Source organism: Aquitalea pelogenes, assembly GCF_041914625.1.
Taxonomy (GTDB): Bacteria; Pseudomonadota; Gammaproteobacteria; order Burkholderiales; family Chromobacteriaceae; genus Aquitalea; species Aquitalea pelogenes.
This window is the reverse complement of record NZ_JAYSDA010000006.1, coordinates 145460-171647: the sequence shown is the minus strand read 5'-3', so window position 1 is coordinate 171647 and position 26188 is coordinate 145460. Positions and strand designations below refer to the sequence as shown.

General features: G+C 61.2%; 29 protein-coding genes. 11 read left to right on the top strand and 18 right to left on the bottom strand.

Translation table 11 applies throughout. From position 1 onward, the window contains the following. Positions 1 to 5: 5 nt before the first annotated feature. Both proC and ACE3SE_RS07350 read right to left on the bottom strand, forming a co-directional pair. A complete protein-coding gene (proC, locus tag ACE3SE_RS07355; protein ID WP_062788986.1) occupies positions 6 to 809 on the bottom strand; it encodes a pyrroline-5-carboxylate reductase in 804 nt (267 codons plus the stop codon). Between the two features lie 65 nt (positions 810 to 874). Further along, positions 875 to 1570, bottom strand: a complete 696-nt coding sequence (locus ACE3SE_RS07350) for a YggS family pyridoxal phosphate-dependent enzyme (RefSeq protein WP_374554383.1) — start codon at positions 1568 to 1570, stop codon at positions 875 to 877. Positions 1571 to 1730: 160 nt separating this feature from the next. On the opposite strand from ACE3SE_RS07350, the gene ACE3SE_RS07345 reads away from it, so the two are divergent. The 3 genes from ACE3SE_RS07345 (at position 1731) to ACE3SE_RS07335 (ending at position 5621) form a co-directional block, all read left to right on the top strand. Next, the gene (locus ACE3SE_RS07345; RefSeq protein ID WP_045845898.1) at positions 1731 to 2768 is read left to right on the top strand and encodes a type IV pilus twitching motility protein PilT; all 1038 of its coding nucleotides are present in this window, start codon (positions 1731 to 1733) and stop codon (positions 2766 to 2768) included. Positions 2769 to 2805: 37 nt separating this feature from the next. Further along, positions 2806 to 3942, top strand: coding sequence for a PilT/PilU family type 4a pilus ATPase (locus ACE3SE_RS07340; RefSeq protein ID WP_131356737.1), 1137 nt, complete (start codon positions 2806 to 2808; stop codon positions 3940 to 3942). 62 nt (positions 3943 to 4004) lie between these two features. Next, positions 4005 to 5621, top strand: coding sequence for a response regulator (locus tag ACE3SE_RS07335; protein WP_374554382.1), 1617 nt, complete (start codon positions 4005 to 4007; stop codon positions 5619 to 5621). A 22-nt stretch (positions 5622 to 5643) separates the two neighbouring features. On the opposite strand, the gene ACE3SE_RS07330 is transcribed toward ACE3SE_RS07335, so the two are convergent. The 8 genes from ACE3SE_RS07330 to cyaY all read right to left on the bottom strand — a co-directional run bounded on the left by ACE3SE_RS07330 (position 5644) and on the right by cyaY (position 12308). Next, entirely contained in the window at positions 5644 to 6855 is a 1212-nt protein-coding gene (locus tag ACE3SE_RS07330) for an EAL and HDOD domain-containing protein (protein WP_374554381.1), read from the bottom strand. A 252-nt stretch (positions 6856 to 7107) separates the two neighbouring features. Then, on the bottom strand, positions 7108 to 7842 hold the full coding sequence (locus ACE3SE_RS07325; RefSeq protein ID WP_045845900.1) for an amino acid ABC transporter ATP-binding protein: 735 nt from the start codon (positions 7840 to 7842) through the stop codon (positions 7108 to 7110). A gap of 5 nt (positions 7843 to 7847) precedes the next feature. Further along, entirely contained in the window at positions 7848 to 8519 is a 672-nt protein-coding gene (locus ACE3SE_RS07320; protein WP_045845901.1) for an ABC transporter permease subunit, read from the bottom strand. Further along, entirely contained in the window at positions 8519 to 9262 is a 744-nt protein-coding gene (locus ACE3SE_RS07315) for an amino acid ABC transporter permease (protein ID WP_045845902.1), read from the bottom strand. Before ACE3SE_RS07315 ends, ACE3SE_RS07320 begins: the two co-directional genes overlap by 1 nt. Positions 9263 to 9499: 237 nt before the next feature. Next, on the bottom strand, positions 9500 to 10399 hold the full coding sequence (locus tag ACE3SE_RS07310) for a glutamate/aspartate ABC transporter substrate-binding protein (protein WP_045845903.1): 900 nt from the start codon (positions 10397 to 10399) through the stop codon (positions 9500 to 9502). 333 nt (positions 10400 to 10732) lie between these two features. Further along, a complete protein-coding gene (gene rsmA, locus ACE3SE_RS07305) occupies positions 10733 to 11506 on the bottom strand; it encodes a 16S rRNA (adenine(1518)-N(6)/adenine(1519)-N(6))-dimethyltransferase RsmA (protein ID WP_045845904.1) in 774 nt (257 codons plus the stop codon). 71 nt (positions 11507 to 11577) lie between these two features. Further along, positions 11578 to 11988, bottom strand: a complete 411-nt coding sequence (locus ACE3SE_RS07300) for a YqaA family protein (RefSeq protein ID WP_045845905.1) — start codon at positions 11986 to 11988, stop codon at positions 11578 to 11580. Beyond that, on the bottom strand, positions 11988 to 12308 hold the full coding sequence (gene cyaY / locus ACE3SE_RS07295; protein WP_062788982.1) for an iron donor protein CyaY: 321 nt from the start codon (positions 12306 to 12308) through the stop codon (positions 11988 to 11990). Before cyaY ends, ACE3SE_RS07300 begins: the two co-directional genes overlap by 1 nt. A 63-nt stretch (positions 12309 to 12371) precedes the next feature. Between cyaY and lptM the strand changes: the two genes are divergently transcribed. From lptM to ACE3SE_RS07270, 5 genes are all read left to right on the top strand, one after another. Further along, positions 12372 to 12515: an LPS translocon maturation chaperone LptM gene (lptM, locus tag ACE3SE_RS07290; protein WP_162531908.1), complete on the top strand. Its 144-nt coding sequence runs from the start codon at positions 12372 to 12374 to the stop codon at positions 12513 to 12515. 175 nt (positions 12516 to 12690) lie between these two features. Further along, positions 12691 to 13791, top strand: a complete 1101-nt coding sequence (locus ACE3SE_RS07285; protein ID WP_045845907.1) for a pyridoxal phosphate-dependent aminotransferase — start codon at positions 12691 to 12693, stop codon at positions 13789 to 13791. Between the two features lie 190 nt (positions 13792 to 13981). Continuing rightward, a complete protein-coding gene (locus ACE3SE_RS07280; RefSeq protein ID WP_374554380.1) occupies positions 13982 to 14248 on the top strand; it encodes a recombinase RecA in 267 nt (88 codons plus the stop codon). Next, positions 14245 to 14637, top strand: a complete 393-nt coding sequence (locus tag ACE3SE_RS07275) for a VOC family protein (protein WP_374554379.1) — start codon at positions 14245 to 14247, stop codon at positions 14635 to 14637. The genes ACE3SE_RS07280 and ACE3SE_RS07275 overlap by 4 nt, the downstream gene beginning before the upstream one ends. Positions 14638 to 14815: 178 nt before the next feature. Further along, positions 14816 to 15184, top strand: coding sequence for a CZB domain-containing protein (locus tag ACE3SE_RS07270; RefSeq protein ID WP_062788980.1), 369 nt, complete (start codon positions 14816 to 14818; stop codon positions 15182 to 15184). Between the two features lie 48 nt (positions 15185 to 15232). Here ACE3SE_RS07270 and ACE3SE_RS07265 read toward each other — a convergent pair whose 3' ends face one another. From ACE3SE_RS07265 to ACE3SE_RS07240, 6 genes are all read right to left on the bottom strand, one after another. After that, complete coding sequence (locus ACE3SE_RS07265; protein ID WP_374554378.1) at positions 15233 to 17980, bottom strand: DEAD/DEAH box helicase; 2748 nt, start codon at positions 17978 to 17980, stop codon at positions 15233 to 15235. A 172-nt stretch (positions 17981 to 18152) separates the two neighbouring features. Then, the gene (gene hemL / locus ACE3SE_RS07260; protein WP_374554377.1) at positions 18153 to 19430 is read right to left on the bottom strand and encodes a glutamate-1-semialdehyde 2,1-aminomutase; all 1278 of its coding nucleotides are present in this window, start codon (positions 19428 to 19430) and stop codon (positions 18153 to 18155) included. 146 nt (positions 19431 to 19576) lie between these two features. Further along, positions 19577 to 20047 (bottom strand): CYTH domain-containing protein, encoded by a 471-nt coding sequence (locus ACE3SE_RS07255; RefSeq protein ID WP_374554376.1) that lies wholly within the window; start codon positions 20045 to 20047, stop codon positions 19577 to 19579. Positions 20048 to 20100: 53 nt separating this feature from the next. After that, positions 20101 to 20529: a CopD family protein gene (locus tag ACE3SE_RS07250; protein WP_045845913.1), complete on the bottom strand. Its 429-nt coding sequence runs from the start codon at positions 20527 to 20529 to the stop codon at positions 20101 to 20103. Between the two features lie 41 nt (positions 20530 to 20570). After that, positions 20571 to 21389: a M48 family metallopeptidase gene (locus ACE3SE_RS07245; protein ID WP_374554375.1), complete on the bottom strand. Its 819-nt coding sequence runs from the start codon at positions 21387 to 21389 to the stop codon at positions 20571 to 20573. A gap of 51 nt (positions 21390 to 21440) precedes the next feature. After that, on the bottom strand, positions 21441 to 21605 hold the full coding sequence (locus ACE3SE_RS07240; RefSeq protein WP_045845915.1) for a rubredoxin: 165 nt from the start codon (positions 21603 to 21605) through the stop codon (positions 21441 to 21443). Positions 21606 to 21642: 37 nt separating this feature from the next. On the opposite strand from ACE3SE_RS07240, the gene thiD reads away from it, so the two are divergent. The 3 genes from thiD to ACE3SE_RS07225 are packed head-to-tail and all read left to right on the top strand — an operon-like array spanning position 21643 to position 23628. Then, positions 21643 to 22518 carry a hydroxymethylpyrimidine/phosphomethylpyrimidine kinase gene (thiD, locus tag ACE3SE_RS07235; RefSeq protein ID WP_242673585.1) on the top strand — a complete coding sequence of 292 codons (876 nt, stop codon included), beginning with the start codon at positions 21643 to 21645 and terminating at the stop codon, positions 22516 to 22518. Further along, entirely contained in the window at positions 22505 to 23119 is a 615-nt protein-coding gene (gene thiE, locus ACE3SE_RS07230; RefSeq protein ID WP_045845916.1) for a thiamine phosphate synthase, read from the top strand. Before thiD ends, thiE begins: the two co-directional genes overlap by 14 nt. A gap of 56 nt (positions 23120 to 23175) precedes the next feature. Beyond that, positions 23176 to 23628, top strand: coding sequence for a GNAT family N-acetyltransferase (locus ACE3SE_RS07225; protein ID WP_062788974.1), 453 nt, complete (start codon positions 23176 to 23178; stop codon positions 23626 to 23628). Positions 23629 to 23677: 49 nt separating this feature from the next. On the opposite strand, the gene ACE3SE_RS07220 is transcribed toward ACE3SE_RS07225, so the two are convergent. Both ACE3SE_RS07220 and ACE3SE_RS07215 read right to left on the bottom strand, forming a co-directional pair. Beyond that, entirely contained in the window at positions 23678 to 25090 is a 1413-nt protein-coding gene (locus tag ACE3SE_RS07220; protein ID WP_374554374.1) for an efflux transporter outer membrane subunit, read from the bottom strand. After that, positions 25090 to 26187: an ABC transporter permease gene (locus ACE3SE_RS07215; protein WP_374554373.1), complete on the bottom strand. Its 1098-nt coding sequence runs from the start codon at positions 26185 to 26187 to the stop codon at positions 25090 to 25092. The genes ACE3SE_RS07220 and ACE3SE_RS07215 overlap by 1 nt, the downstream gene beginning before the upstream one ends. Position 26188 lies beyond the last annotated feature (1 nt).

Below are 26188 nucleotides of genomic sequence, written 5' to 3'. Positions count from 1 at the left end.
AAGCTTTAATCCTGACTGAGTTGTTGGCCCATTTCGATGGAGCGGTCACGGCAATCCATGGCACCGGCGATGATGGCTGCCTTGACGCCTTCGGCCTCGAAACGGGCGATGGCGCGTTCGGTCGTGCCGCCCTTGGACATCACGTTGGTACGCAGGGTTGCCACCGGCAGCGGGCTTTGCCGGGCCAGCTCCACCGCACCGTCAAAGGTAGCCAGCACCAGGCGGCGGGCTTCGTCAGCGGCAAAGCCGGCTTTTTCCGCGGCTTCGATCATGCTTTCGATAAAGTAGAACACATAGGCCGGGCCGCTGCCGGAAACGCAAGTAATGTCGTCGATGCCTTCTTCCTTGTCCAGCCACACCGTAATACCGGCAGCCTGCATGATGGTTTCGGCATTGCTACGGTCGGCAGCACTGACGCCGCTGCCGGCGTACAGGCCGGACACACCCTTGCCCACCATGGCCGGGGTGTTGGGCATCACCCGGACAATACGCTCGCTAGCCAGCCAGCGCGCCATGGCGTCACAGCGGATGCCTGCGGCAATCGACAATACCATGCCGCCATTCAGGCGCGAAGAGAGTGCCTGGCAAACTTCCTTGAGCTGCTGTGGCTTGACCGCCAGTAGCACGATGTCATCGGCTGAAAGCTGCTCGGGCAGGGTGGTGGAGGTTGTCACACCAAAGTCCTGGCTCAGTTCGGCCAGCTTGGTGGTGTTGGGGTCCACCACATGAATGCGGTGGCCACCTTGCTGGTGCAGTCCGCCGATGATGGCCGTGGCCATGTTGCCGCCGCCGATGAAGGTAATTTGCATCGCCTGTTTTTCCTCTTGTCTCTCTATTGTTTTGCCCGGGCAGGCCGGCTGCCCGTGTGCCAATGTCATTGCGGATAGTGGCGGGCACCAAAAATGGCGGTGCCTACCCGCACCATGGTGCTGCCTGCCGCAATGGCTTGCGCCATGTCGGAAGACATCCCCATGGATACTGTATCCAATTTTAAGCCGTCTTGCTGCAATTCATCCCGCACACCGGATAGCAAGGCAAACTGTGCCGCCAGCGTCTCGGCATTGTCGGTGGCTTCCGGAATGCACATCAAGCCGCGCAGTTGCAAACCGGGCAGGGCGGCGACGGCATGTGCCAGTTCCCTTGCCTCGTGCGGCTGGCAACCGCTCTTGCTCTGCTCGCCGGACACATTCAGCTGAATGCATACCTGCAGCGGTGGCAGGCTGGAAGGGCGCTGCTCGGACAGGCGCTGGGCAATTTTCAACCGTTCAATGGAGTGGACCCAATGCGCGGTTTCCGCCACGATGCGGGTTTTGTTGGATTGCAGCGGCCCGATGAAGTGCCATTCGATATCCAGGGCTGCCAGTTCGGCGGCCTTGCCTTGCAGTTCCTGCACATAGTTTTCGCCAAAGGCACGCTGGCCTGCCGCATAGGCTTCGGCCACCGCGCTGGCCGGAAACGTCTTGCTGACGGCCAGCAGGCGCACACTGCCGGCAGCCCGGCCGGCGGCGGCTTCGGCGGCGCGGATACGTCCGGTGACCGAGGCGATGGCTTGTGCGATGGAATCGCTCATATTACTCCTTGTGGCGTGGATGAACCCTCAGCTACAACGAATCGGGTAGCCATGCGGGCTGTATTGCGGTCTGCATATGCTTTTGCAACGGCTTGCGCTTACAATCGGAAAAATACCTTAGCGTCATGCCCGCTGCCGGGTAATCGTGGAGAAATTATAAATGGAAATTTCCGAGCTCTTGGCCTTTACCGTCAAGAACAAGGCATCCGACTTGCACCTGTCGGCCGGTTTGCCTCCGATGATCCGGGTCAACGGCGATGTACGCCGTATCAACCTGCCGCCGATGGATCATCATGATGTACACGATATGGTGTACGACATCATGAACGACTATCAGCGCAAGATTTTCGAGGATGAGTTCGAATGCGACTTTTCCTTCGAACTGCCCGGCATCGCCCGTTTCCGGGTAAATGCCTTTGTGCAGAACCGTGGCATGGGCGCGGTATTCCGTGTGATTCCGTCCAAGGTGCTGACGCTGGAGCAACTGGGCGCACCCAAGATTTTCCAGGACATTTCCAGCTACCCGCGTGGCCTGGTACTGGTGACCGGCCCTACCGGTTCGGGTAAGTCCACCACGCTGGCGGCCATGGTGGACTATGTGAACGAAAACAATTTTTCGCACATCCTCACCGTGGAAGACCCGATCGAATTCGTGCATGAAAGCAAGAAATCGCTGATCAACCAGCGTGAACTGGGTTTGCAGACCCACAGTTTTTCCAATGCCCTGCGTTCGGCCTTGCGTGAAGACCCGGACGTGATTCTGGTGGGTGAATTGCGCGATCTGGAAACCATCCGGCTGGCGCTGACTGCGGCGGAAACCGGTCACCTGGTATTCGGCACCCTGCATACCAGCTCGGCCGCCAAGACCATCGACCGTATCGTCGACGTATTCCCGGCCGGCGAAAAGGAAATGGTGCGCTCCATGCTGTCCGAATCGGTGCGGGCGGTGATTTCGCAAACCCTGCTCAAGACCAAGGATGGCAGTGGCCGGGTGGCTGCGCATGAAATCATGATCGGCACGCCGGCCATTCGCAACCTGATTCGCGAAAACAAGATTGCGCAGATCAACTCGATGATCCAGACCGGCCAGCAATACGGCATGCAAACGCTGGACCAGTGTCTGCAGGAGCTGGTACGGCGCAATATTGTTGCCCCCAGCGAGGCACGCCAGAAAGCAGCGTCCAAGGATGCGTTCTAAACTGAAACAGGCACGCTAGCCTCACCGGATGGCCATCATGGAAAAAGACCAGGCATCAAAATTCATTCACGATCTGCTCAAGCATGCGGTGGGCAAGAACGCTTCGGACATCTTCATTTCGGCGGAATTTCCACCGGCCATGAAGATTGACGGCAAGATCACCCCGGTGGCACCGCAACCTTTGTCGGCCCAGCACACCAAGGAGCTGGTGCGCTCGGTGATGAACGACCGGCAGACCGAAGAATTCGAGTCGAAAAAAGAGGCCAACTTTGCCATCAACCCGCCGGGCATCGGCCGTTTCCGGGTGAGTGCCTTCATCCAGCAAGGCTGTGCCGGCATGGTGCTGCGCAAGATCAACACCGAAATCCCGACCTTCGACAAGCTGAACATGCCGGAGGTATTGCAGGATATTTCGCTGATCAAGCGTGGTCTGGTGATTTTTGTCGGCGGTACCGGTTCGGGCAAATCCACGTCGCTGGCAGCACTTGTGGACTGGCGCAACAGCCACAACCAGGACCACATCATCACCATCGAGGACCCGATCGAGTACGTGCATCAGCACAAGAAGTGCATCGTGACCCAGCGTGAGGTGGGGGTGGATACCGAAGACTGGGAAATCGCCCTGAAAAACACCCTGCGCCAGGCTCCGGATGTGATCCTGATGGGGGAAATCCGCGATCGGGAAACCATGGGCTACGCCTTGCAGTTTGCCGAGACCGGCCACCTGTGCCTGGCTACCCTGCATGCCAACAATGCCAACCAGGCGCTGGACCGGATTCTGAACTTCTTCCCGGAAGAACGTCACCAGCAAGTACTGATGGATATGTCGCTGAACATGCGCGCCATCATTTCGCAGCGCCTGCTGCCGCTCAAGTCGGGCCGCGGCCGAGTGGCGGCGGTGGAAATCCTGCTCAATACCCCGCTGGTTTCCGACATGATCTTCAAGGGCGAGGTGGCCGGGCTCAAGGAAGTAATGAGCCGCTCGCGCGAGTCGGGCATGCAAACCTTCGACCAGTCGCTGTTCGACCTGTTTGAAGCCGGCTATGTCAGCTACGAGGATGCGCTGCGCAATGCGGACTCCATCAACGACCTGCGCCTGAAAATCAAACTGTATAGCGAAAGCTCCAAGGGACGTGACCCGCTGGATGGCATCGACCATCTGGATATCGTCTGAACCGGGACTGAGCCGGCCGGCCACGCGGTGCGCCTCCGGCCCGGCCTTGCGGAAATGCCTGCATGTATTTTGATGAAAACACCACCGTCCTCATCATCGAGGACTCCCTGACCGTCCGCCAGGGCCTGCGCACCATGTTGTCCATGGCCGGCATCACCCGCTCGGATGCGGTCAGCAGTGCGGCCGAAGGCCGGGCCCGATTGAAGGGACGGCGCTTTGATGTGGTGCTGTGTGACTACAATCTGGGCGATGGCATGGATGGCCAGGAATTGCTGGAGGCGCTGCGCAAGACCGGCACGCTGCCCTTGTCCACCATCTGGATCATGATTACCGGCGAGCGCAAATACGAACGGGTGGTGGCCGCGGCGGAAATGGCGCCGGATGACTACATCCTCAAGCCCTTCAATTCCAACCTGCTGCTGACACGCATGAACAATGCGCACAAGCGCAAACAGTTTCTGGCACCGGCGCATGAGCAGCTGGAAAAGGGCAACCGTAGTGCCGCCATCAACACCTTGCAGCAACTGGCGGCCTCTGCACCGGGGACAGCCAACCGCATTGATGCCAACCGTCTGTGTGCCGAGCTACTGGTGACCGAAGGCCGTCAGGGCGAGGCATTGCACATTTATCAGGAGCTGCTGGAAAGCAAGGTCATCCCCTGGGCCAAGATGGGGGTGGCCCGCATTCAGGCCGACCAGGGCATGCAGGGCGAATCCAGCGCACTGCTGAAGGAAATCATTCAGGATGCGCCGCTGTACACCGATGCCTACGATTTGCTGGCGCAAAACCTGATCGACGAAGGCCAGTATGCCCAGGCGGTGGACGTGCTGGAGAAGGCCGTGAGTATTTCCCCGCGCAATTTCCACCGGCTGAAAAGCTGCGGCACGGCAGCCTTGCGTTCGGGCGACCCGGAAAAGGGTGCCCAGTATTTGCAAAGGGCGGTGGAAATCGGCCGCAACAACAATTTTTTCGGCCCGGAAGTATTGATCGACCTGTTACAGGCCTACTCGGAAACCGGCAATACGCAATTCATTGACCGCTTGCAGGCCGAAATCAGTGCCAGCCTGGCTGACCGGCCCGAGGCCCAGTTCACCCTGCACACCTGTCGTGCGCTGACTGCCCTGGTGCAGCAGCGTGCCGAAGAGGCGCTGGCCTTGCTCAAGCAGGCGTCTGGCGACCTGCTCAAGCCCTTTGTCCACTTTGAAGCGGCACAGCGCTTTCTGGGGGCGGTGGTACGGCTGCCGGAAACCCTGACCGACCCGGCCTTGCTGGAAGAATGGACCCGCACCATCACCATGCGCTTTGCCTATAGCCGGCACGAGCTGTCCACCTTGCTGGAAATTGCCCGCAAGCATCCCCATTGCTGCGAGCTGATCGAACAGGCATACGCCCAGTTGCAGGAGGAAAGCAACCGCGCGGTAGAGCTGACCACCGAGGGACGGGCCGCAGAAGCCGGGCGCATGCTGCACGAAATGGCGATGCGCCTGTACAACGAGCGTACCGGCATGAATGCCTGTGCCATCTTGCTGCGGGTGCGCGAGCAGCTACGCAAGAAAAATCAGGATACGGCCGAGTTCGACCAGATGCTGCATGAGATCCTGGCCTGGCTGCCAAGGGACAATGAGCGGGTGCAGGGTTTTCTCAGCCGCTTGCAGGACGAGGAGGGGACGGGGAACTGAGGCTGGCCTTTGGCCGGCCTGGTTACTTCCACATGCTGTTGACCCAGTCCAGCGCCTGGGTTTCCACCCGCAGCAGCATTTCCGGGTCGTATCCTTTCGGATGCGGCGTCGCTTCGTTTTCCAGCGATTCGGCCACCTGCAACAGTTCACCCAGCAGGTGGCGGCCTTCCAGCACGGCTTCTTTCAGGCTTTCCTCGATGGGCAGGCTGGCAATCGCCTCGGCCTTGGGCTGCTGCACCAGGACATCCACCAGCGACAGCATGCCAATCATGAAAGCGCTTTCCTGCACATCACGACGCTCGGGGTAGCAGGCCTCGGCCAGTAGCTCCATGATGCGCCCGCGCGTGGCGGCCAGCTCCAGCAGCGGATTGCGCTGTGGCTCAACATTGGTGGCATTGCTGGCAAACAGCAGCAGCATCGACCAGCGTTTGATCTTGGCGCGGCCCAGCACCATGATGGCCTCCTGCACCGAGGACACCGGCCGGCGGGTGGCAATGGATGCCGTGCTGCTGAGCTTCATCAGCATCAACACCACATCCGGGGCCAGTTTCAGCGCCTGGGCCAGTTCCTCGTTGTCGGCATCGCTCATCAACAGGCCGAGCAGGCTGAGCATGGCGTGCTGGCTGGCATTGGCCTGGCGGGTGGACAGCACGGTAGGGCGGGCAAAGAAATAACCCTGAAACCACTGTATGCCCAATTCGCGGCACAGTTCGAACTGTTCTACCGTGTCCACCTTCTCTGCCAGCAGAATGCCGGGGAAGCCGGCCAGATCGGCCACCAGTTGGCGCAATTGCAACAGGCTGAGCGCCACCAGGTCAATCTTGACGATGTCCACCAGCGGCAACAGCGCGCGGCGGTCGGCATCCAGTTCGATGACATCATCCATGGCCAGCCGGAAACCCTTTTGCCGCAATTGCGCCAGTCGTTCCAGCAAGGGGGGTGACACCTTCACCGTTTCCAGGATTTCCAGCACCACCTTGTCACAGGGCAGCACATCCAGCAGATCATCCATCAACAGGGTTTCACTGACATTGATGAAACCCAGACGGTCGCCCAGCACTTCACCCACTCCCAGATCGACAAAGGCGTGACGGATCACCGCCGTGGTGGCCATCACATCATCATTCACCTTGGCCACATTGACGTGGCTGGAGCGGAACAACAATTCGTATGCCACCAGTTGCTGGTTGGCATCGACGATGGGCTGTCGCCCTAGGTAGCGGGTTGAATACATGGGTGGGTCGGCGGCAATCAAGTGGTAGCTGATTTCAGTGTAGGCGTGCTGTGAGCAGGTTATCAGGTAATTTTCCTGCTGAATAATATAACATTATTTAAATCACTTGTAACAGTTATATTCTAATTGCGCGTCGTGGCCAGTCCCAGCTGGGCTGCACCGGCCATCTCGCGTCCATCTGCGGCGCATCAAAAGAGTCCGGGCATGAAAAAACCCGGCCGGGGCCGGGTTTCGGGCTGCTGACTGATGCTCTCAGTGTTGCAGGATCTTGGACAGGAACTGGCGGGCACGTTCGGAGCGGGCATTGATATCGCCGAAGAAGGCGTCCTTCTCGCAGTCCTCCACGATGGCACCCTTGTCCATGAAGATGACGCGATGCGCCACACGACGGGCAAAACCCATTTCGTGGGTTACGCACATCATGGTCATGCCTTCCTGGGCCAGCTCGGTCATCACGTCCAGCACTTCGTTGATCATTTCCGGGTCCAGCGCACTGGTGGGCTCGTCAAACAGCATGGCAATCGGGTCCATCGCCAACGCACGGGCAATGGCCACGCGCTGTTGCTGACCACCGGACAACTGGCCGGGGAACTTGTGCGCATGGGCTTTCAGGCCAACCCGGTCCAGCAGCTTCAGGCCCTTGTCGCGTGCTTCTTCCTGACTGCGGCCCAGTACCTTGACCTGGGCAATGGCCAGGTTTTCGGTAATGGACAAGTGCGGAAACAGCTCGAAGTGCTGGAACACCATGCCGACACGGCTACGCAGCTTGGGCAGATCGGTTTTCGGGTCGCCCACCGAGATGCCGTCGACAATGATTTCACCCTTCTGGAAGGGTTCCAGTGCATTGACGCACTTGATGAGGGTGGACTTGCCGGAACCGGACGGGCCGCACACCACCACCACTTCGCCTTTTTTCACGCCAGTGGTGCAATCGGTCAGCACCTGGAAATCGCCATACCACTTGCTTACATTGTTGATGCTAATCATCGCGCTCATACCGCCAACCTTTTTTGCAGACGCTTCACGCATTGCGACGCGCCAAAACTGATCACGAAGTATACCGCTCCGGCAAACAGCAGGAATTCATGCGGCAAACCCACGATATCGCCCTTGGAACGGGCGGTGTTGAGAAAGTCCATCAAGCCTACCGCATACACCAGCGAGGTGTCCTGGAACAGGATGATACTTTGCTGCAACAGCAGCGGCATCATTTTGCGAAAGGCCTGCGGCAGGATCACCAGCCGCATGGCCTGGCTGTAGGTCATGCCCAGTGCGTAGGCGGCATTGATCTGCCCGCGCGAAATGGACTGGATGCCGGCACGGACAATTTCGGAGAAATACGCCGCCTCGAACATCACGAAGGCCACCAGGCAGGAGGTGAATGCGCCGACCGGGGTCAAATCGCCGGTAATCCAGCTGAGCACCATGGGCACCACCAGGTAGAACCAGGAAATGACCAGCAGCAGGGGGATGGAACGGAAGTAATTGACGTACCACTTGGCCAGCCGCGACAGCAACAGGTTGTCCGACAGACGTGCCAATGCCAGCAGGGTACCCAGCACCACGCCGCCGCCCACTGCCATCACCAGCAGTTTGAGCGTCAGCGCCATGCCATCGGCCAGGCCAGGCAGGGCGGGGATGATCTGACTGAAATCGAGAGCCATTATTTGCTACCTCCCATCATGCCGGGAATGCGTACCCGCTTTTCCACCCAGGCCATGAAGCCCATCAGGCTCATGTTGAGGACAAAGTAGATCAGCGTTGCCAGGGTGAAGGCTTCGAAGATGTTGGCGGAAAACTCGGCGGTCTGCTTGGTTTGCGCCAAGAGCTCCATCAGGCCGATCAGCGACGCCACCGAGGAGTTCTTGAAAATGTTCAGGAACTCGCTGGTGAGCGGCGGAATGATCACGCGGAAAGCCTGCGGCAGCAGCACGAAGCGGTAGGTCTGCGCAGTGGTGAAGCCCATGGCCAGCGCAGCATTGTTCTGGCCGCGCGGCAAGGCCTGAATGCCGGTACGCACCTGTTCGCACACCCGTGCTGCGGTAAACAGCCCCAGGCACACCACCACCGACAGATAAGCCGAAGTTGCCGGGCTGATGCCCTGCTTGAACCACATTTCCAGCGGCGTGGGCAGCAAGTCCGGTACCAGGAAGTACCAGATGAACAGCTGCACCAGCAGCGGTACGTTGCGGAACAGTTCGACATAGGCGGTGGCAATGGCGGGCAACAGCTTGCCCGGCAAGGTGCGCATCACGCCCAGGACCGAACCGAGTGCGAGGGCGATGATCCAGCCGGCCAGCGCCACGGCGATGGTCCAGCCCAGACCGGACACAAACCAGTTCAGGTAGATTTCGCTGCCGACACCGGTGGACTTGAAGAAAATGCCCCAGTCCCAGTGGTAATTCATGTTTTTCTCCTGATGCAAGCAGACGCAAGCGTCCGCTGCCGACAGCCGCATGCCTCCCGGTTGCGGGAAACACTGGCAGTCGGATGAAGTCCCTGCCTGCCCTTGGGCAGACAGCAAAGGCAGATGCACTGCCGCCACCCGTTTTGCCGTTATAGCCGTTGGCAAGGCAGGAGAACAGGCAGCAGCAATTGAGCCGGCATCTGCCGGCTCATCATCTGCACTACAGGAAGGAATCGCTTATTCGGCGGCCTTGTCGGTCGGCTTGGCGATCAGTTCCTTCACCACTTCGGACATCGGGAAGTTCAGGTTCAGGCCCTTGGGCGGAACCGGGCTGGTGAACCACTTGGCGTAGATCTTGTTCACTTCGCCGGACTTGTAGGTGGCCTTGATGGCATCGTCCACCACCTTCTTGAAGGCAGCGTCGTCCTTGCGCAGCATGCAGCCGTAGATTTCGAAGGACTGCGGCTTGCCGGTCACCACCCAGTTGGCGGGGTTCTTGGCCTTGGCCATTTCACCGTACAACAGGGCGTCGTCCATCATGAAGGCAACGGCGCGGCCGGATTCCAGCATCAGGAAGGATTCGCCATGGTCTTTGGCGGAGATGATGTTCATGCCCAGTTGCTTCTCGGCATTCATGGCCTTGAGCAGGCGTTCGGAGGTGGTACCGGCAGTGGTCACCACGTTCTTGCCCTTGAGGTCGGCAAAGTCTTTCACGCCGGAAGTCTTGGCGGTCAGCAGACGGGTGCCGATTTCAAAGATGCCCACCGAGAAGGCCACTTGCTTCTGGCGTTCCACGTTATTGGTGGTGGAGCCACATTCCAGGTCGACGGTACCGTTTTGTACCAGCGGAATACGGGTTTGCGAGGTCACCAGATTGTACTTGACCTGCAGGTTCGGCATTTTCAGCTCTTTCTTCACTTCTTCGACAACCTTGTTGGCAAGGTCTACCGAGTAGCCAACCGGCTTCTGGTTATTGTCGTAGTAGGAGAAAGGGATGGAGGCGTCACGGTTGCCCAGCACGATGACACCGGTTTCCTTGATTTTCTTCAGGGTGCCGGTCAGTTCGGCGGCCATGGCCGGGGTGCTGGCCAGAGCGGCCAGGGTTGCTGCGCAAATGAGACGGGTGCAAAGCTTCATAATCAGTTTCTCCTGGGGTCCTTGATCGATTCACTGCCCTCAGCCATCAGGCCGCAGGCACTGCTGTTATAGGCTGGATTAACCAGCGACAGGAACACGCTTGTGACTGGCGGGTACCTGCGGCAAACCCCCGTTTGCCATCCCGTCAGCCCGTCACGGGCCTCCTGCTTACAGTCACCGCCTCTTGAGATGGGCGGCTCTCCCTGTATTTATCCCCCCGTATCGGTCGGGGGTGAAAAGTTTGCGATTCTGCTGCCAGTGGGCGGCAGAATGCAAGTGGCACTGCAACAAGGGCAGCTGGCAGCAGCCCCTTTGTCAACTTGTTGCGACAGTTCAGTCTGACAGACGGTTCGCCATGCGGACAAAATCTTCCACGCTCAGGTTTTCCGGCCGCAGGCCCGGGTCTATGCCCAGCGCTTCGAAATCGGCCAGTTCCAGCACGCCCTTGAGGTTGTTGCGCAAGGTCTTGCGGCGCTGGGAGAAGGCCTTGGTGACCAGTTCTTCCAGTTGTTGCTCATCCTTGGCCACACCACAGCGGCCCGGAGCCGGAATCATGCGTACCACAGCGGAATCCACCTTCGGTGGCGGCCAGAAGGCGTCCGGCGGCACGTTCAGCACCAGTTCCATTTCAAAGCGGTACTGCAGCATCACTGTCAGGCGACCGAAATCGGCCGTTGAAGGTTCGGCCAGCATGCGGTCCACCACTTCTTTTTGCAACATGAAATGCATGTCGGTGACACGCTGGCCAAAGCTGGCCAGGTGAAACAGCAGCGGGGTGGAAATGTTGTAGGGCAGGTTGCCGACAATCTTGAATGCACCATCGGTGATGGAGCCGAAGTCGAACTTGAGCGCATCGCCTTCGTGGATGGTCAGGCGTTCCGGCGGGAATTCCTTCTTCAGCCGGGCAATGATGTCGCGGTCGATTTCTGCCACGTGCAGATGGGGCAGGCGATCCAGCAGCGGCTTGGTGATGGCCCCCAGGCCGGGGCCGATTTCGATGACCACATCGTCCGGCTGCGGGTTGACCGCATGCACGATGTTTTCAATCACGCTGGCGTCTTGCAGGAAGTTCTGGCCAAAGCGTTTGCGGGGAATATGTTGGCTCATGGAAGCTCTTGATAAGTAATGGCCGAATTGTAAACCCTCAGGCGCAGCCAGCGCCAACCCCTTGTTTCCACTCAGGCCAATGCCACCACGCCCCAGGCCAGCACCAGATAACGCGCGGCCTTGCCCACGGTCAGCCAGCACAGGCTGGCAGTCCACGGCAAACGCAGCCAGCCGGCGGCCAGCGGCAGGGCATCACCAATCACCGGCACCCAGGACAGCACCAGCACCGCCGGGCCAAAGCGGGCAAACCAGCGCTCCAGCCTTGGTGACAGTTCCTTGCGCGGGGCGCGGTAGCCCAGCCACAGACTGGTGGCGCTGCCTGCGGTGTTGGCCACGGTGGCCAGCAGCAGGGCAGGCCACAGCCAGTCCGGCCATTTGTACAGAAAAGCCGCCAGCACCAGTTCGGAATTGCCGGGCAGGATGGTGGCCGAGGTAAACGCGGAAAGCACCAGCCCGCCCAGCGCCAGCCAGACGGCTTGCATCAGATGTCCAGCTCCAGATCAGGCTGGCCGCAGGCCTCAGCTATGGCGCGGCGCAGGGTGGCAAAGAATTCGGCACCGTCACGGGTGGCCAGCCACTGGCCGTCCTTGCAGGCAAAGTGATAGCCACCGCTCTTGGCGGCAATCCACAGTTCCTGATTGGCGGCATGACGGTTCACCACGATCTTGCCGCCATCGTCGAATTCGATTTCCAGCACATTGCCATTGGTGACGAAGTCGGCATCCAGTCCGGCATCATCAATGGCATCTTCGATTCGGCTGAAAATGCGGTCGGTCACATCCAGAAATTCGCTTTCGTTCATGTCGTCTCTTCCTTGAATTGCGGTGTGCTAGACTGCCGATTTTGCCACATCGGACTACATTTCATGCTGCGAACCCTGCTTACCTGTGTTGCGCTGAGTCTTGTCGTGACTGCCTGCGGCTACAAGGGCAACCTGTTTCTTCCCAAACAGCAGCCGGGTCATGCCCAGGCATCCGCTCCGGCGGCACAGGCCCGTCCGGCGCCGTAAAGTCCGGCTTTGCGATTTTTTACCTGTCTGTCTGCCAAAGCGGAAAATGCAGGCACTACACTGCGCGGCCATTGATACCGGCTTTGCCGTTTGCTTGCTATCGTTAGCAGACAAGCTGATTTGTCCACCTGATGAACACATCTAGAATGGGCTGCCCGAAGGACGAAAATCTGCCATGACCCGTTTTGCCCGTCATCTGGAACACCACACCATCGTCAACCCGTTTCCCGGCATCGTGAAGCTGGAAACGGCGTTGGGCCACCGCATCAAGACCCGTATCGGCTCGAATGAAAGCCTGCCCGACCCGGTATCGCCGCTGGCCGGTGAACTGGGCAAGGCCCTGGCGGAAATGGCCAGACTGTATCCGGACCCGTACGCGCATGCCTTGCGCGAGCGCGCGGCAAGACTCAATGGCGTGAGCCCGGATGAAGTGCTGTTCGACACCGGTGCTGACAGCCTGATCCTGCTGGCACTGCGCCTGACCTGCAATCCGGGCGATGCCGTCGTCACCACCGCAGGCACCTATCCCACCTTCCGCTACTTTGCCGAAGGGGTAGGGGCCCGCGTGCTGGAAGTGCCGTATTGCCAGCGCGGTCAGCACTTGCAGCCCGACCTGGCACGGCTGGCGGAAGTAGCCCGCGCCGAGCATGCCTCGGTGCTGTATCTGGCCAACCCGGATAATCCCACCGGCCACTACTGGCAAGCAGAAGACATCCGCACCCTGCGTGCGGCGCTACCGCCGCACACCCTGCTGCTGCTGGACGAAGCCTATGTCGACTTCTGTACCGATGCCGCTGATGCGCCGCCTGCCGGCATCCTGCCGCATACGCTGCGCCTGCGCACCCTGTCCAAGGCCTATGCGCTGGCCGGCCTGCGGGTTGGCTTTGCCATTGCCAGTGCCGACATCATTGCCAAGGCCGACCAGATCCGCCCGCAATACGCGCTGTCCAGCATTGCCCAGGCGGCGGCCCAGATCGTGCTGGACGACCCGGACTACTCGCGCAAGCTGGTGGCGCAAACCATCACCCTGCGCCATCACCTGAGCCATGCACTCTACGACCAGGGCCTGACGCCACTGCCATCGCACACCAATTTTGTCTGCGTGGCCTACCCGGACGCCTTGCAGGCCGAGGCCATCCAGCGTCATCTGCTGCAAAGCGGGGTGGCCATTCACCGCCCGCAACACCCGGCGGTCCGCCACATGCTGCGCATCACCGCGCATCCGCAAGCCACCAGTGCGCGGGTGCTGGCCGCGCTGGCCGGTCAGCTGGACTAGTAGCTGCACTGCCACCTGCCTTGACCGCCCACAGCCACCGCCAGCCGGTGGCTTTTTTGCACCCAGACCCAAGCAGGGTGCGCGACATGCCATCACTTTCTACTGGCTAATTTCATGGTCCTGCTGCGGAACCTTGGTGCCTGCGAGCCATCCATCCACATATCATAAATATTCCAGCAGGAGCACACCCATGCCGTTTACCGCTGAAGAACGCCAGCAACTGCTTGCTCTCAAGGGGGTTGGCCCGACAGTCATCGCCCGCCTGGAACAGATCGGCTTCAGCAGTCTGAGTCAGTTGGCGGACCAGGATGCCGCCGACATCACCTGGCAAGTGGCGCAGGCAATTGGCTCCAGCTGTTGGCATAACAGCCCACAAGCACGGCAGGCCATCACCAGCATCATCACACTGGCGCGGGAACAGCTACCTCGCCCCACCTCCGGAAAGGAAGCAGAATGAAATTTGCCTACACCATTGTTTATGTGGCGGATGTCGCCAGTTCCCTGGCCTTTTTTGAAACAGCCTTCGGCTTCTCGCGCCGCTTTATCACCCCGGAAGGCGACTATGGCGAGCTGGATACCGGCGACACCACCCTGTCTTTCGCCAGCAAGGCGCTGGCCCTGAGCAATCATCCGGCAGGCTTTCGCTTTGCCGATGAAGGTGCACTGCCGGTGGGAGTGGAAATCGCCCTGGCCACCGATGATGTGGCTGCGGCACACCAGGCAGCACTGGCGGCCGGTGCCGAGGAGCTGGCGGCACCACAAGTCAAACCCTGGGACCAGACGGTGTCTTTCCTGCGTTGTCCGGACGGCATGCTGCTGGAGTTGTGCAGCCCGCTACCCCACTGAACAAGAGCCAAACCCGGGCGTCTGCCATCGCTCCGTCAACTGCAGCCAGGCCACCGTCACGCAGTATCTGTCCGTCAAAATGCTTCAATTAAAGTCATGACGCTTGAAACCGGGCTGGCTTTGACGGATTCTCCCTGTCTATATTGACAGCTCGGGGACGAGATGGCGGAGAAATGGCATGAATCTAGAAGATGCCCTACTGCTGCATTTTGAAATGAAACTGCAATTGCGCATGGCCATGCTGGAAGGCAGAAAGCTGGACTGCGCACAGATAGCAGATGACTGCGGCTGCGAACTGGGCCGCTGGTTGCAGGAAGAAGGCCGGATCAACTGCTGTCACTATGCGGCCTACCAGCAGCTGGTGGATAACCACCGCGAATTCCATCGGGAAGCGGCACGGGTGGCAGAACTCATCAACCGGGGAGAGTTTGATGCCGCCAGCGAAGCACTGGCGGTCGGGCCATCACACTACAGCCGCCTGTCGTCTGCAGTGGGCAGCGGCATTGCCGAACTGCGCAAGCGGCTGTTCCAGCAGTTCAGCCACTAGCGGCCATGGTGCTTGGGGCGGCTGACAGAATGGCGTCGTCCCCTGGGGTCAGAACGACTGCAACAGCGCCAGCAGTGCCTCGCCATCCAGTCTGGCCGCCAGATCACCACCTTCCAGCAGGCTGTCGGCCAGTGCGCGTTTTTCCGCATGCAGGGCGACGATTTTCTCTTCGATGGTGTTTTCCGCCACCAGCCGGTACACGGTAACTGGCCGCTGCTGGCCCATGCGGTAGGCGCGGTCGCTGGCCTGGTCTTCCACCGCCGGGTTCCACCACGGGTCCAGATGAATCACATAGTCAGCTGCGGTCAGGTTCAGCCCGGTGCCACCGGCTTTCAGGCTGATCAGAAATACCTCGCCCTCGCCAGCCTGGAAGGCATCCATGCGCGCCTTGCGCTGCTTGCCCGGCGTGGCACCGTCCAGATACTGGTAGGCAATGCCTTGTTCATCCAGCCATTGCCGGGCCAGTGCCAGATGATCGACAAACTGGCTGAACACCAGCACCTTGTGGCCGTTGTCCAGTAGCTCGGTCATCAGCTGGCAGAAAAAGGCAAACTTGCTGGCGGGCAGGGCGGTGTCCGCTTGCAGCAAGGCCGGGTGGCAGCAGAAGCGGCGCAAGCGGGTCAGTTCGGCCAGTACCTGCATGGTCTTCTTTTCCTGACTGTCCACCTCGGCCAGCTTTTGCAAGGCCTGCTGGCGCATGGCTTCGTAGACATGCAGCTCCTGCTCGGACAGCGCAATGCGGCGGGTGATGTCGGTGCGCGGCGGCAGCTCGGTCAGCACCTCGGCCTTGGTGCGGCGTAACAGATAGGGCTGGATCAGCGCCTTGAGGGTGGCGCGAGCTTCTTCATCACCTCCGGCGATAGGCTGGGCAAAACGCTGCTGGAAGCGCTCCTCATTGCCCAGCAAGCCGGGAGTGATGAAGCGGAACAGGCTCCACAATTCGCCCAGATGGTTTTCCACCGGCGTACCGCTGGCGGCCAGGCGGAAATCGGCGCGCAAGCCTTGTGCCGCCTGCGCACGCTTGGTACCCGCATTCTTGATGGCCTGCGCCTCGTCCAGCACCACGCTGGCCCAGTGCACGTCGGCAAAGTCGTCCGCCTGCAATTGCAGCAGGCCGTAACTGGCAATGACCAGATCCTGCGGCCCGACTGTGGATAAGTCGCGCTGCTGTTGATAAGGGCGCAAGCGCAGGCTGGGGGCGAAGCGGGCGGCTTCGGCCAGCCAGTTGAGCGCCACCGAGGTGGGTGCCACCACCAGTTGCGGCCCCAGATGCGCACGGCTGAGCAGCAAGGCCAGCGTCTGCACGGTCTTGCCCAGCCCCATGTCGTCGGCCAGGCAGGCCCCGGCACCGATATGCGCCAGCCGCGACAGCCAGGCAAAGCCTTGCAGCTGATAAGGCCGCAAGCTGGCTTGCAGCGTGGCGGGGACTACGGGCTGATAATCCCGCAGACTGTCCCACCGCGCCTGCAACTGCTGCCAGCCGGCATCGCCGTCAAACTGGCCGATGTCCTCACTCAGCCCGGCCAGCAAGGGGGCGGCCAGCAGGCTGAGGCGCAGGCCATCAGTAATCGCGTGATCGGCAAGCCGGGCCAATTGCTGCAAGCTGGCTTGCAGACTGTCGGAGAGTACCAGCCAGTCCTGCTCGGACAGGCGCAGGTACTGGCCGGGCTGATTGGCCAGCGCTTCCAGCAGCTGGCGCAATTGCAGTACCCGGTCCTCATCCACCTGCACTTCACCCGTCACTTCCAGCCAGCCATTCTTGCGTCTGGTTTTCAACCGCAGCTGCGGCAAGCCGGCCTGGGCCTGGATGCGCATGCGCTGACCTTGCGGCCAGACACATTCCAGCCGCTGCGGAGCCATGGCCTGCAATTGCTGCAACTGCTGTACGACTTGCAAGGCCTGTTGCTGATTGGCCAGTAACCATTGCAGCACACCATCCGGGTCGGGCCTTGCTGCTGCCAGCGCCGGGCAATCCTCCAGCAAGGCCGCCAATGCCTGTTTTTCCTCGCCCAACTGACGCTGAAAGCGGATAGCCTGGCCCTGTTCCAGCGCCACCTGCTGCCATGGCCCGCGCCCCGGCGGATACCAGGCGGCCTGTTCCGCCACCCGGCAGCGCAGTTGCAGGCGCAGTCCCTCGGGCAGCGGAGTGAGCACGGCAAACAAGCGGGGGTCGGCCGGCATGGCGGGCAGGTCGGCACCATCATCCGCCTCCACCAGTTCCACCGGCAGCCACGGCACCATGTCGCCAATGGCTTCCAGCAGCTTTTTGCGCGCCGCCAGCGGCACGGTCAGGCGGTGACCGAGCAAGGCTGCCAGCTGGCGGATTTCCGGCCCCGGCCAGTACACCAGCAGGCTGTTCGGCCCGCTGCGCTGCCACAGGCAATGCTGACAGGCGGCAATGCCGGGCGGGCTCAGTTGCAACACCATCTGCTGTTGCTGGCGCTGTAGCAGCAGGCTGATCTGGCCTGCTTCCAGCGTGACCGGCTGATCCGGCTGTTCTTCCCAGAACAGGGCCGGGTGGCCCAGCAGCAAGGGCAGGGCGGCTTCGCCTTCCAGCTCGGCCAGGCTGCTGCCATCGGCCAGCTGATGGGTGCGTTCAAGCTGGTTTATCACCAGGCGGTCCTGCGCGCTCAGCCAGTCCCATTGCGCGGCCTGATCCAGCAAGCGCCCCAGCGGCAGCACGCGGCCACGGCTCCAGCCCGCGCCTTCTGGCTGCTGGATGCAGGGGGTAAGGCGGATACCGGCTTCATTGGCCAGAATGCGCCAGGCCAGGCGCTGGGGGAAGGTGATATTCATCTGCAAGGAAACGGAAAACAGCGGTTTGTTTGGGCTGGGCTATTGTGCCTGAGACCCGCTGTTGATGGCAGTTTGCCAAGCGGCGCGGACAAACAAAAACCGCCCACCAAGGGTGGACGGTTGGGCTGTCGGGCGCTTGCAAAGCAGCGGCCCTTGCAGATGAGACCTGCGCTCAGATGCGCGCCAGTGCGCGGCGGGCGGCGGCGATGGTCTGTTCGATGATTTCGTCGGTATGGGCGATGGAAACAAAACCGGCTTCGTAGGCCGACGGCGCCAGGTACACGCCTTCGTCCAGCATGGCGTGGAAGAAGCAGTTGAAGCGTTCGCGGTCGGAGGCGGTCACCTGGGCGTAGCTGGTGGGTACGGCATCGCAGAAGTAGATGCCGAACATGCCGCCCACGCTGTCGGTGACCATGCTGACACCTGCCTCTTTGGCGGCCTCGGCCAGGCCTTCGGCCAGACGGGCGGTACGGCGGCTGAGGGTGGCATGGAAGCCCGGTTCCTGGATCAGCTTCAGCGTGGTGAGGCCTGCAGCCACGGCCACCGGGTTACCGGACAGGGTGCCGGCCTGATATACATTACCCAGCGGCGAGATGCAGCCCATGATGTCAGCACGGCCACCAAAGGCCGCCAGCGGCATGCCACCGCCAATCACCTTGCCCAGCGTGGTGAGGTCCGGCTTGACGCCGTGCAGGGCCTGGGCGCAGCCCAGATCAACACGGAAACCGGTCATCACTTCGTCGTAGATCAGCACCGTGCCGTGTTTTTCGGTCAGCGCGCGCAGGGCGTGCACGAATTCTGCCGACGGCTTGATCAGGTTCATGTTGCCGGCAATCGGCTCCAGGATGACGCAGGCGATCTGGTCGCCGATTTCCTTGAAGGTGCGTTCCAGCTGCTCGACGTTGTTGTACTCCAGCACCAGGGTGTGCTTGGTGAAGTCGGCCGGAACACCACCGGAAGAAGGATTACCAAAAGTCAGCAGGCCGGAACCGGCCTTCACCAGCAAGCTGTCGGAGTGGCCGTGGTAGCAGCCTTCAAACTTGACGATGGCGTCACGGCCGGTAAAGCCACGTGCCAGACGGATAGCGCTCATGGTGGCTTCGGTACCGGAAGACACCAGACGTACTTGCTCCACCGAGGGCAGCAGCTTGCAGATTTCCTCGGCAATCTCGATTTCCGCTTCGGTGGGCGCGCCAAAGGACAGGCCATCCACCGCCACATCCTGCACCGCCTTGATCACGGTGGGGTGGGCATGACCGACGATGGCCGGGCCCCAGGAGCCGATGTAGTCGATGTACTGTTTGTCGTCGGCATCCCAGAAGTGTGCGCCCAGCGCCTTTTTCACAAAGCGCGGCGTGCCGCCCACCGAGCCGAAGGCCCGTACCGGCGAATTGACACCACCGGGGATGGTTTTCTTGCCACGTTCAAACAGTTCGAGATTGCGGGACATGCTGTTTCCTTATGACGGGTAGGGCGCAAACCAGCCTGGTTTGCTGCCGGAATCGGGTTTGCCAGTGGTGCAGGGCATGTACCGTGCGGTATCCATGCTGGCGAAAGCGTTATTTTTCCACAGCCGGGCTGGCCAGTGTTGGCATTTCAGCGCTGCGGCCAGCTGTTGTAGGGGTTCTTGGACAGATAGGCATTGGTATAACGCCCGTCTTCGGTGACTTCCGCGCCCACCCAGTCCGGCTTGGCAAACGGGGTGTCTTCCGCCGGCAGCTCAATTTCCGCCAGCACCAGCCCGGCGTTGTCGCCAAAGAACTCGTCCACTTCCCAGACAAAGCCGCCAAACTCGATACGGTGACGCAGCTTGTCCACCACCATCGGGCACATGGCGTCCATGATGGTCCGGGCATCGGTCAGCGGGATGGTGTATTCGAATTCGTGGCGGCTGATGTCGCTGATATTGCCCTTGAGGGTGAGCCAGGCCTGATCACCCACGATACGCACCCGCACGGTGCGTTCCTTTTCTACCGACAGATAACCCTGGCGGTATTGCATGCCTGCGGCCAGGCCGCGCCAGCCATCATTGGCAATGACAAAACGGCGTTCGATTTCCAGTCCCATGCTTGATTTCCAGTTGCGGGCGCATCGCCCGGCTCCGTGTGAGCCAAATAAATTCAGAAAGGTTTGACCACCACCAGGATGACCACCGCACACAGCGCCAGCACCGGAATTTCATTGAAATAGCGGTACCACACATGGCTGTGGCGATTGGCCCCGGCAACAAAGTCGCGGTACAGCTTGCCGCAGTACAGGTGATAGGCAATCAGCAGCGCCACCAGGGTGAGCTTGGCATGCAGCCAGCCCCCGGCAATGCCAAAGCCCAGCCACAGCACCAGGCCCAGTGCCAGCGCCAGCACCGCCAGCGGGGTGGTGAAGCGGTAGAGCTTGCGCGCCATCAGTAGCAGGCGGTCGTATTCGGCGCCCGGTGCAGCCATGGCCAGGTTGACGAAGATGCGTGGCAGGTAAAACAGCCCGGCAAACCACGAGGTGACAAAAATGATGTGAAAAGCCTTCAGATACAGGTAAGCCAATTCAGACTCCATTCAGGCGATTGCCGGAGGCTGTTTCACGTGAAACAGCGTGCTCAACCGCGTTTTGCTTGCAGATACAAAGGCATGACTTGCGGGATGTGCGCCTGCAAGTCGCTGATGCGCGTGGGCCCGGACGGGTGGGTGGAGAGGAATTCCGGCCCGCTGCCGCCACCGGCGCTCATCATCTTGTTCCATACATTCACTGCGGCATTGGGGTTGTAACCGGCGCGCGCCATCAGCTCCAGGCCAATGATGTCGGCTTCGGATTCCATGGTGCGGCTGTGCGGCTTGCTCAGCGTGACATCCGTCACCATGCCGGCCAGGTTGAGCTGGCTCTGGCTGAGCCCGGCCAGCGAACCCACTACCGACAGGCCCATCTGCTGGGCATAGGCCTGGCTCAGGGTTTCCCGGCTGTGTTCGCGCAACGCATGGGCGATTTCATGGCCGATCACCGCTGCCATTTCGTCATCCGTCAGCTGCAAGCGTGTCACCAGGCCGGAATACACCATGATCTTGCCGCCGGCCATGGCGTAGGCGTTCAGCTCCGGCGTCTGCGCCACATTGACTTCCCACTTCCAGCTGGCGGCATCCGGACGAAACACCGGCGTCTGGGCAATCAGCCGCTGCGCCACCCGTTTTACCCGGGCAGTCAGTACTTTGTCGGTATTGAGTTTGCCCGCGCTGCGTGCCTGGCTGAGCTGGCCTGCGTAGGATTTGGCCGAGGACTGCTCCACCTCCTGCGCGCTCAGCCACATGCTCTGGCTGCGGTTGATGCCCACCACACCGCTATTGGTGGTGTTGACCTGGGCACAGCCCACCAGTGCCAGCAGTAGCGCCGCGTGGGAAAAGACTTTTCTGCAAACTTGATTCATGCCACATTCCTTGCCACGGCCTTGGGCCGTGAGTGCATGCGTGCCGCCAGCTCAGATTTCCACCATTTCGAAATCGTCCTTGCGGGCATCGCAATCGGGACAGGTCCAGTTGGGCGGGACATCTTCCCACGGAGTTCCCGGCGCGATGCCGTCTTCCGGCCGCCCGGCTTCTTCGTCGTAGATGAAACCGCAAATCAGACACATCCAGGTGCGCATACGTTTATTCCAAGCTCGGTTAAAATAGGCATTCTAATTGCTGCCGCACGATCTGACCAAAGAGGTTACCGCCTTGTCCACATTGCCCCCTCCACCAGCAGTACTCACCCTGGCTGGTTCCGACCCTTCCGGCGGCGCCGGTATCCAGGCCGACATTCTCACCCTGGCCAGCCTGGGTTGCCACCCCTTGTCCGTGATTACCGCCATTACCGTGCAGGACACGGTGGGCGTGGACGACTTCATGGTGCTGGATGCCGACATGGTGAACGACCAGGCGCGCTTCCTGCTGGAAGACATCCCGGTGCTGGTGTTCAAGATCGGCATGCTGGGCAGCGTGGAAAACGTGGCCGTGGTGGCACAGCTGATTGCCGACTATCCGGACGTGCCGGTGGTGCTGGACCCGGTGCTGCGCAGCGGTGGCGGCCACGAACTGGCCGATGACGACCTGATTGCCGCCATGCGCGACTTGCTGATTCCGCAGGTATCCATCATCACCCCCAACAGCATGGAAGCCCGCCGGCTGGCGATGAACGACCCGGACGAGGACGAGGAACTGAGCCTGGACGAGTGTGCCAAACGGCTGCTGGCACTGGGCTGCCCGCATGTATTGATTACCGGCACGCACGAAAATACCAAAGAAGTCATAAACAGTCTGTACAGTCCCAATGGCGTGGTGCGTGCCGACCGCTGGGAGCGGCTGCCGGGCAGCTATCATGGCTCGGGCTGCACCTTGGCCTCGGCCATTGCCGGCATGCTGGCCACCGGGCTGATGCTGCCCGAAGCGGTGCGCGAAGCACAGGAATATACCTATCAAAGCCTGGTGGCGGGTTTCCGTCCCGGCATGGGCCAATACATCCCGGACCGGATGTTCTGGGCCCGCGAAGAAGAAGGAGCAGAGGGTGACAGTGATTAAGGGCTTGTATGCGGTATCGCCGGAGGCAGAAGACAGCGAGCAATTGCTGGCCAAGGTCAGCCGCGTGCTGGATAACGGCGTGGCCATCCTGCAATACCGCAACAAGAGCGACAACACCGTGCGCCGCCTGCGTCAGGCCAGCTTGCTGGCCAGCCTGTGCAAGAGCCGCCAGGTGCTGTTCCTGATCAATGACGACGTCACCCTGGCACGCGCGGTACAGGCCGATGGCGTGCACCTGGGCAAGACCGATGGCTCGGTGGCCGACGCCCGTGCCGTACTGGGCGCGGATGCCATCATCGGCGTGTCCTGCTACAACGACATCCGCCTGGCCGAACAGGCCGCGCGCGACGGTGCCAGCTATGTGGCTTTTGGCGCGGTGTTTCCTTCCCGTACCAAACCGCATGCCGTGGCAGCACCGCTGTCGCTGTTTGCCGAAGCAAAAAAGCTGGGCCTGCCTTCGGTCGCCATTGGCGGCATCACCCCGGAAAATGCGGCTGAAGTGGTGGCAGCCGGTGCCAGTGCCATTGCAGTGATTGGCGGCCTGTTCGACGCCCCCGACCCCGCCGCCGCCGCCCGTCAGATGGCGGCCTTGTTCGACTGAAGCCGTTCTCTGCTGTCAGCCCCCTCAAACCGCAGTCCAAGCAGCCGTCAGGAGTGATGATGATTGATTTTGCTTTCGCACCGGCCTCCGCGGCCGATTTCGATGCCTTGCTGGCACTGCGTCTGCGGGCCTTGCGGGTGAGTCTGGAAGCACTGGGACGTTACGATCCGGTGCGGGCCCGCCAGCGCTTTGCCGATCATTTCCAGCCGGAATACTGCCGTCACATCGTGGTGAATGGCCAGCGTGTCGGCTGTGTTTCGCTCAAGCCAGCCGAAGATGGCCTGCTGATCGACCAGTTCTATCTGCAACCGGCCTGGCATGGCCGTGGGCTGGGCAGCCAGGTATTGCAGGCCTTGCTGGCCGAAGCCGACGAGCAGGGCCTGCCGGTGCAGGTGGAAGTGCTGAAAGGCAGCCGCGCCAATGGTTTTTACCAGCGGCAGGGCTTTGTGCTGCAAGCGGACGGACAGTACGACAATTATTACCAGCGTCCGGCCTGTGTGGCGGCCTGAATCATTTCGCCAGCATTAGTACCCACCTCCCGGCCACCAGCCGGGAGGCTTATCTGACATCTCCACCCAGGGTCTTGAACAGCGCCACCAGGTTTTCTGCCTGTGCCTGACGCGATGCCAGCCAGGCTTCGCGCTGCTGTGCCTCGGCCTGTTGTTGTGCCAAGACCTCGGTTTGCGCTGCTTCACCCACCCGGAAGCGCTGGCGGGCAATCTCCAGCTGCCGCCCGGCAAGCTGCAACCCGGCATGCAGCGCCTGTTGCCGCAGAGCCTCCTGCTGGTAGCGCAGCAAGGCGGTTTCGGTGTCAGCCAGCGCCGCCAGCACCTTTTGCCGATACACCGCCAGCGCCGCATCCCGCGCCGCTTCACGCGCTGTCACCTGGTTTTTCAGCCGTCCACCGGTAAACAGGGGCAGGCTCAGTTGCGGGCCGACATTCCAGAAGCGACTGGCGGCGGCAGTGAGACTGCCTTCGTGGATGGAATCCCAGCCGCCACTGCCCACCAGCACCAGCCGCGGATATTGTTCGGCCACCGCCACGCCGATATCGGCCGTGGCCGCCGCCAGTTCGCGCTCAGCCTGACGGATATCCGCCCGCCGCCGCAACAAGTCAGCCGGCATGCCCACCGGTGCCTGCGCCAGCGTGGCAGGAATGGGCCGTTCCGCTGCCAGCGTGGCCAGCAACTGGGACTGGGACTGGGACTGGTCCAGCAATACGCTGAGGGCGGCCACGGCGGCACCTTGTGCGGTTTGCAGGGCTGGCAGCGCCGCTTGCAGGCTGGCTACAGCCGCACTGGTCTGGTTCAGCTCGCTGTCGGAAATTTCCCCAGCCTGACGTTGCAGCGCAATCAAGCGCAGGTTTTCCCGCGCCGCTGCCAGCTGGCTTTCCAGATTGCGCTGGCGTGCCACCCAGCCACGGTAATCAATCACATTGCGCGCCACCTCCGCCGCCACCCGCAGCGCCACATCGGCCTGCTGTTCCTGCATGCTGTCCAGCCGGGCGCTGGCAGCTTCGCGGCTGCGCGCGGTATGGCCGAACAGGTCGATTTCCCAGCTGGCATCCAGTTGCAGGCGCTGGTCGTTAAAGCCGGTGCGCGGATTGGCAAACGGGATGTTGGCAAAATTTTCGCTATTGCGGCTGAACTGGTCGCGCCCGCTGCGCGCACCGGCATTCAGTTGCGGCCACAGCGCACTGTCCACCACACCCAGGTTGGCCCGTGCCTGGCGCACGCGGGCATCTGCCTGGGCCAGATCCGGGCTGGACTGCAAGGCCTGCTCCACCAGTTGGCTGAGCGCGGCGTCGTCAAACACCGTCCACCAGCGCTGCAACTGCGGCTGGCTGCTGCCTGCCTGATATTGGTACTGCGCCGGCAAGGTGGTTTGCGGCGCGTGGTAATCCGGGCCGACAGCACAGGCAGTAAGTGCCAGCAGGGGGCAGAGCAAAGGGAAGAGGATACGGTGTGACATCAGTGACTCCTCTGCAGGAACATCCGGTAGGCCAGCAACAGGGTACCGGCGGCAATGGCCAGCAAGGGCCACAGGTGTGGCCAGGCCTCCGCCAGGCCATAGCCCTTCAGGAAGATGCCCTTGACGATGACGATGAAGTGGGTAAGCGGGTCCACCGCGCTGACCATGCGCAGCGGCAGCGGCATGTTTTCCACCGGGGCCATGTAGCCGGACAGGATGACCGCGGGCGACATGAAGGCAAACGAGCCAAGAAAAGCCTGCTGCTGATTGCTGCTGAGGGCGGAAATCAGCAGGCCGAAACCCACCAGCGACAGCCCGTAGCACAGCATGGAGACAATCAGCAGCCCCACCGTGCCGCTGAACGGCACCTGATACACCCATACTGCGGCCACGGCAATGATGCAGCCCTGCACCAGCGCAACCAGCATGCCGGGCAGCGCCTTGCCGGCCATGATGTAGGCCGGGGTCAGCGGCGACACCAGCAGCTGTTCGAAGGTGCCTTCTTCACGCTCGCGGGCCAGCGACAGTGCAGTCACCATCAGGCAGCCGATGGTGGTGATGATGGCCACCAGGCTGGGCAGCACGAACCAGCGGTATTCCAGATTGGGGTTGTACAGGTTTTGCACCAGTAGCCGCGCCGGTGCGGCTTGCCGGCTGCGCTCGGCGGCGAACTGCTGCACCACTTGCAGCGCGTAGCCATAGGCAATCTGCGCGCTGTTGCTGCGTCGGCCATCAATGATGGCCTGCACCGTCACCCCCTGGCCACTGGCCAGCCGGCGCGAGAAATCCTGCGGCAGGCTGATGGCCAACAAGGCCTGCTGGCCATCTATCACCTGCTGCATGTCTTGCTGGCTGTGCAGCATCAGCACTTGTGGAAAGGCCTGGGTAGCAGCCAGCCGCTGCACCAGCTCGATGGAAGCGGCACCGCCATCCTGATTGAACACAGCCAGTGTGCTGTTTTTCACTTCCAGCGTGGCGGCAAACGGAAACAGCAGCAGTTGCAGCAGCACCGGGGCAATCAGCAGGCGGCGGCTTTGCGGCGTGCGCAGCAGCGCCTGCATTTCCTTGCGGATGAGGGTGAGCAGACGTTGCCACATC

Bases quoted from the DNA above. Each gene is read 5' to 3' on its own strand.
- ACE3SE_RS07315 (WP_045845902.1), bottom strand. From the start codon at position 9,262: ATGAATTACCACTGGGACTGGGGCATTTTCTTCAAGTCCACCGGTGTC.
- ACE3SE_RS07255 (WP_374554376.1), bottom strand. From the start codon at position 20,047: ATGGGACTGGAAATCGAACGCCGTTTTGTCATTGCCAATGATGGCTGG.
- ACE3SE_RS07310 (WP_045845903.1), bottom strand. From the start codon at position 10,399: ATGAAGCTTTGCACCCGTCTCATTTGCGCAGCAACCCTGGCCGCTCTG.
- ACE3SE_RS07240 (WP_045845915.1), bottom strand. From the start codon at position 21,605: ATGCGCACCTGGATGTGTCTGATTTGCGGTTTCATCTACGACGAAGAA.
- proC (WP_062788986.1), bottom strand. From the start codon at position 809: ATGCAAATTACCTTCATCGGCGGCGGCAACATGGCCACGGCCATCATC.
- ACE3SE_RS07225 (WP_062788974.1), top strand. From the start codon at position 23,176: ATGATGATTGATTTTGCTTTCGCACCGGCCTCCGCGGCCGATTTCGAT.
- cyaY (WP_062788982.1), bottom strand. From the start codon at position 12,308: ATGAACGAAAGCGAATTTCTGGATGTGACCGACCGCATTTTCAGCCGA.
- ACE3SE_RS07300 (WP_045845905.1), bottom strand. From the start codon at position 11,988: ATGCAAGCCGTCTGGCTGGCGCTGGGCGGGCTGGTGCTTTCCGCGTTT.
- ACE3SE_RS07245 (WP_374554375.1), bottom strand. From the start codon at position 21,389: ATGAATCAAGTTTGCAGAAAAGTCTTTTCCCACGCGGCGCTACTGCTG.
- ACE3SE_RS07280 (WP_374554380.1), top strand. From the start codon at position 13,982: ATGCCGTTTACCGCTGAAGAACGCCAGCAACTGCTTGCTCTCAAGGGG.
- ACE3SE_RS07335 (WP_374554382.1), top strand. From the start codon at position 4,005: ATGTATTTTGATGAAAACACCACCGTCCTCATCATCGAGGACTCCCTG.
- ACE3SE_RS07265 (WP_374554378.1), bottom strand. From the start codon at position 17,980: ATGAATATCACCTTCCCCCAGCGCCTGGCCTGGCGCATTCTGGCCAAT.
- ACE3SE_RS07250 (WP_045845913.1), bottom strand. From the start codon at position 20,529: ATGGAGTCTGAATTGGCTTACCTGTATCTGAAGGCTTTTCACATCATT.
- ACE3SE_RS07350 (WP_374554383.1), bottom strand. From the start codon at position 1,570: ATGAGCGATTCCATCGCACAAGCCATCGCCTCGGTCACCGGACGTATC.
- ACE3SE_RS07215 (WP_374554373.1), bottom strand. From the start codon at position 26,187: ATGTGGCAACGTCTGCTCACCCTCATCCGCAAGGAAATGCAGGCGCTG.
- ACE3SE_RS07220 (WP_374554374.1), bottom strand. From the start codon at position 25,090: ATGTCACACCGTATCCTCTTCCCTTTGCTCTGCCCCCTGCTGGCACTT.
- hemL (WP_374554377.1), bottom strand. From the start codon at position 19,430: ATGTCCCGCAATCTCGAACTGTTTGAACGTGGCAAGAAAACCATCCCC.
- ACE3SE_RS07340 (WP_131356737.1), top strand. From the start codon at position 2,806: ATGGAAAAAGACCAGGCATCAAAATTCATTCACGATCTGCTCAAGCAT.
- ACE3SE_RS07270 (WP_062788980.1), top strand. From the start codon at position 14,816: ATGAATCTAGAAGATGCCCTACTGCTGCATTTTGAAATGAAACTGCAA.
- ACE3SE_RS07345 (WP_045845898.1), top strand. From the start codon at position 1,731: ATGGAAATTTCCGAGCTCTTGGCCTTTACCGTCAAGAACAAGGCATCC.
- ACE3SE_RS07330 (WP_374554381.1), bottom strand. From the start codon at position 6,855: ATGTATTCAACCCGCTACCTAGGGCGACAGCCCATCGTCGATGCCAAC.
- ACE3SE_RS07320 (WP_045845901.1), bottom strand. From the start codon at position 8,519: ATGGCTCTCGATTTCAGTCAGATCATCCCCGCCCTGCCTGGCCTGGCC.
- ACE3SE_RS07325 (WP_045845900.1), bottom strand. From the start codon at position 7,842: ATGATTAGCATCAACAATGTAAGCAAGTGGTATGGCGATTTCCAGGTG.
- rsmA (WP_045845904.1), bottom strand. From the start codon at position 11,506: ATGAGCCAACATATTCCCCGCAAACGCTTTGGCCAGAACTTCCTGCAA.
- ACE3SE_RS07275 (WP_374554379.1), top strand. From the start codon at position 14,245: ATGAAATTTGCCTACACCATTGTTTATGTGGCGGATGTCGCCAGTTCC.
- lptM (WP_162531908.1), top strand. From the start codon at position 12,372: ATGCTGCGAACCCTGCTTACCTGTGTTGCGCTGAGTCTTGTCGTGACT.
- ACE3SE_RS07285 (WP_045845907.1), top strand. From the start codon at position 12,691: ATGACCCGTTTTGCCCGTCATCTGGAACACCACACCATCGTCAACCCG.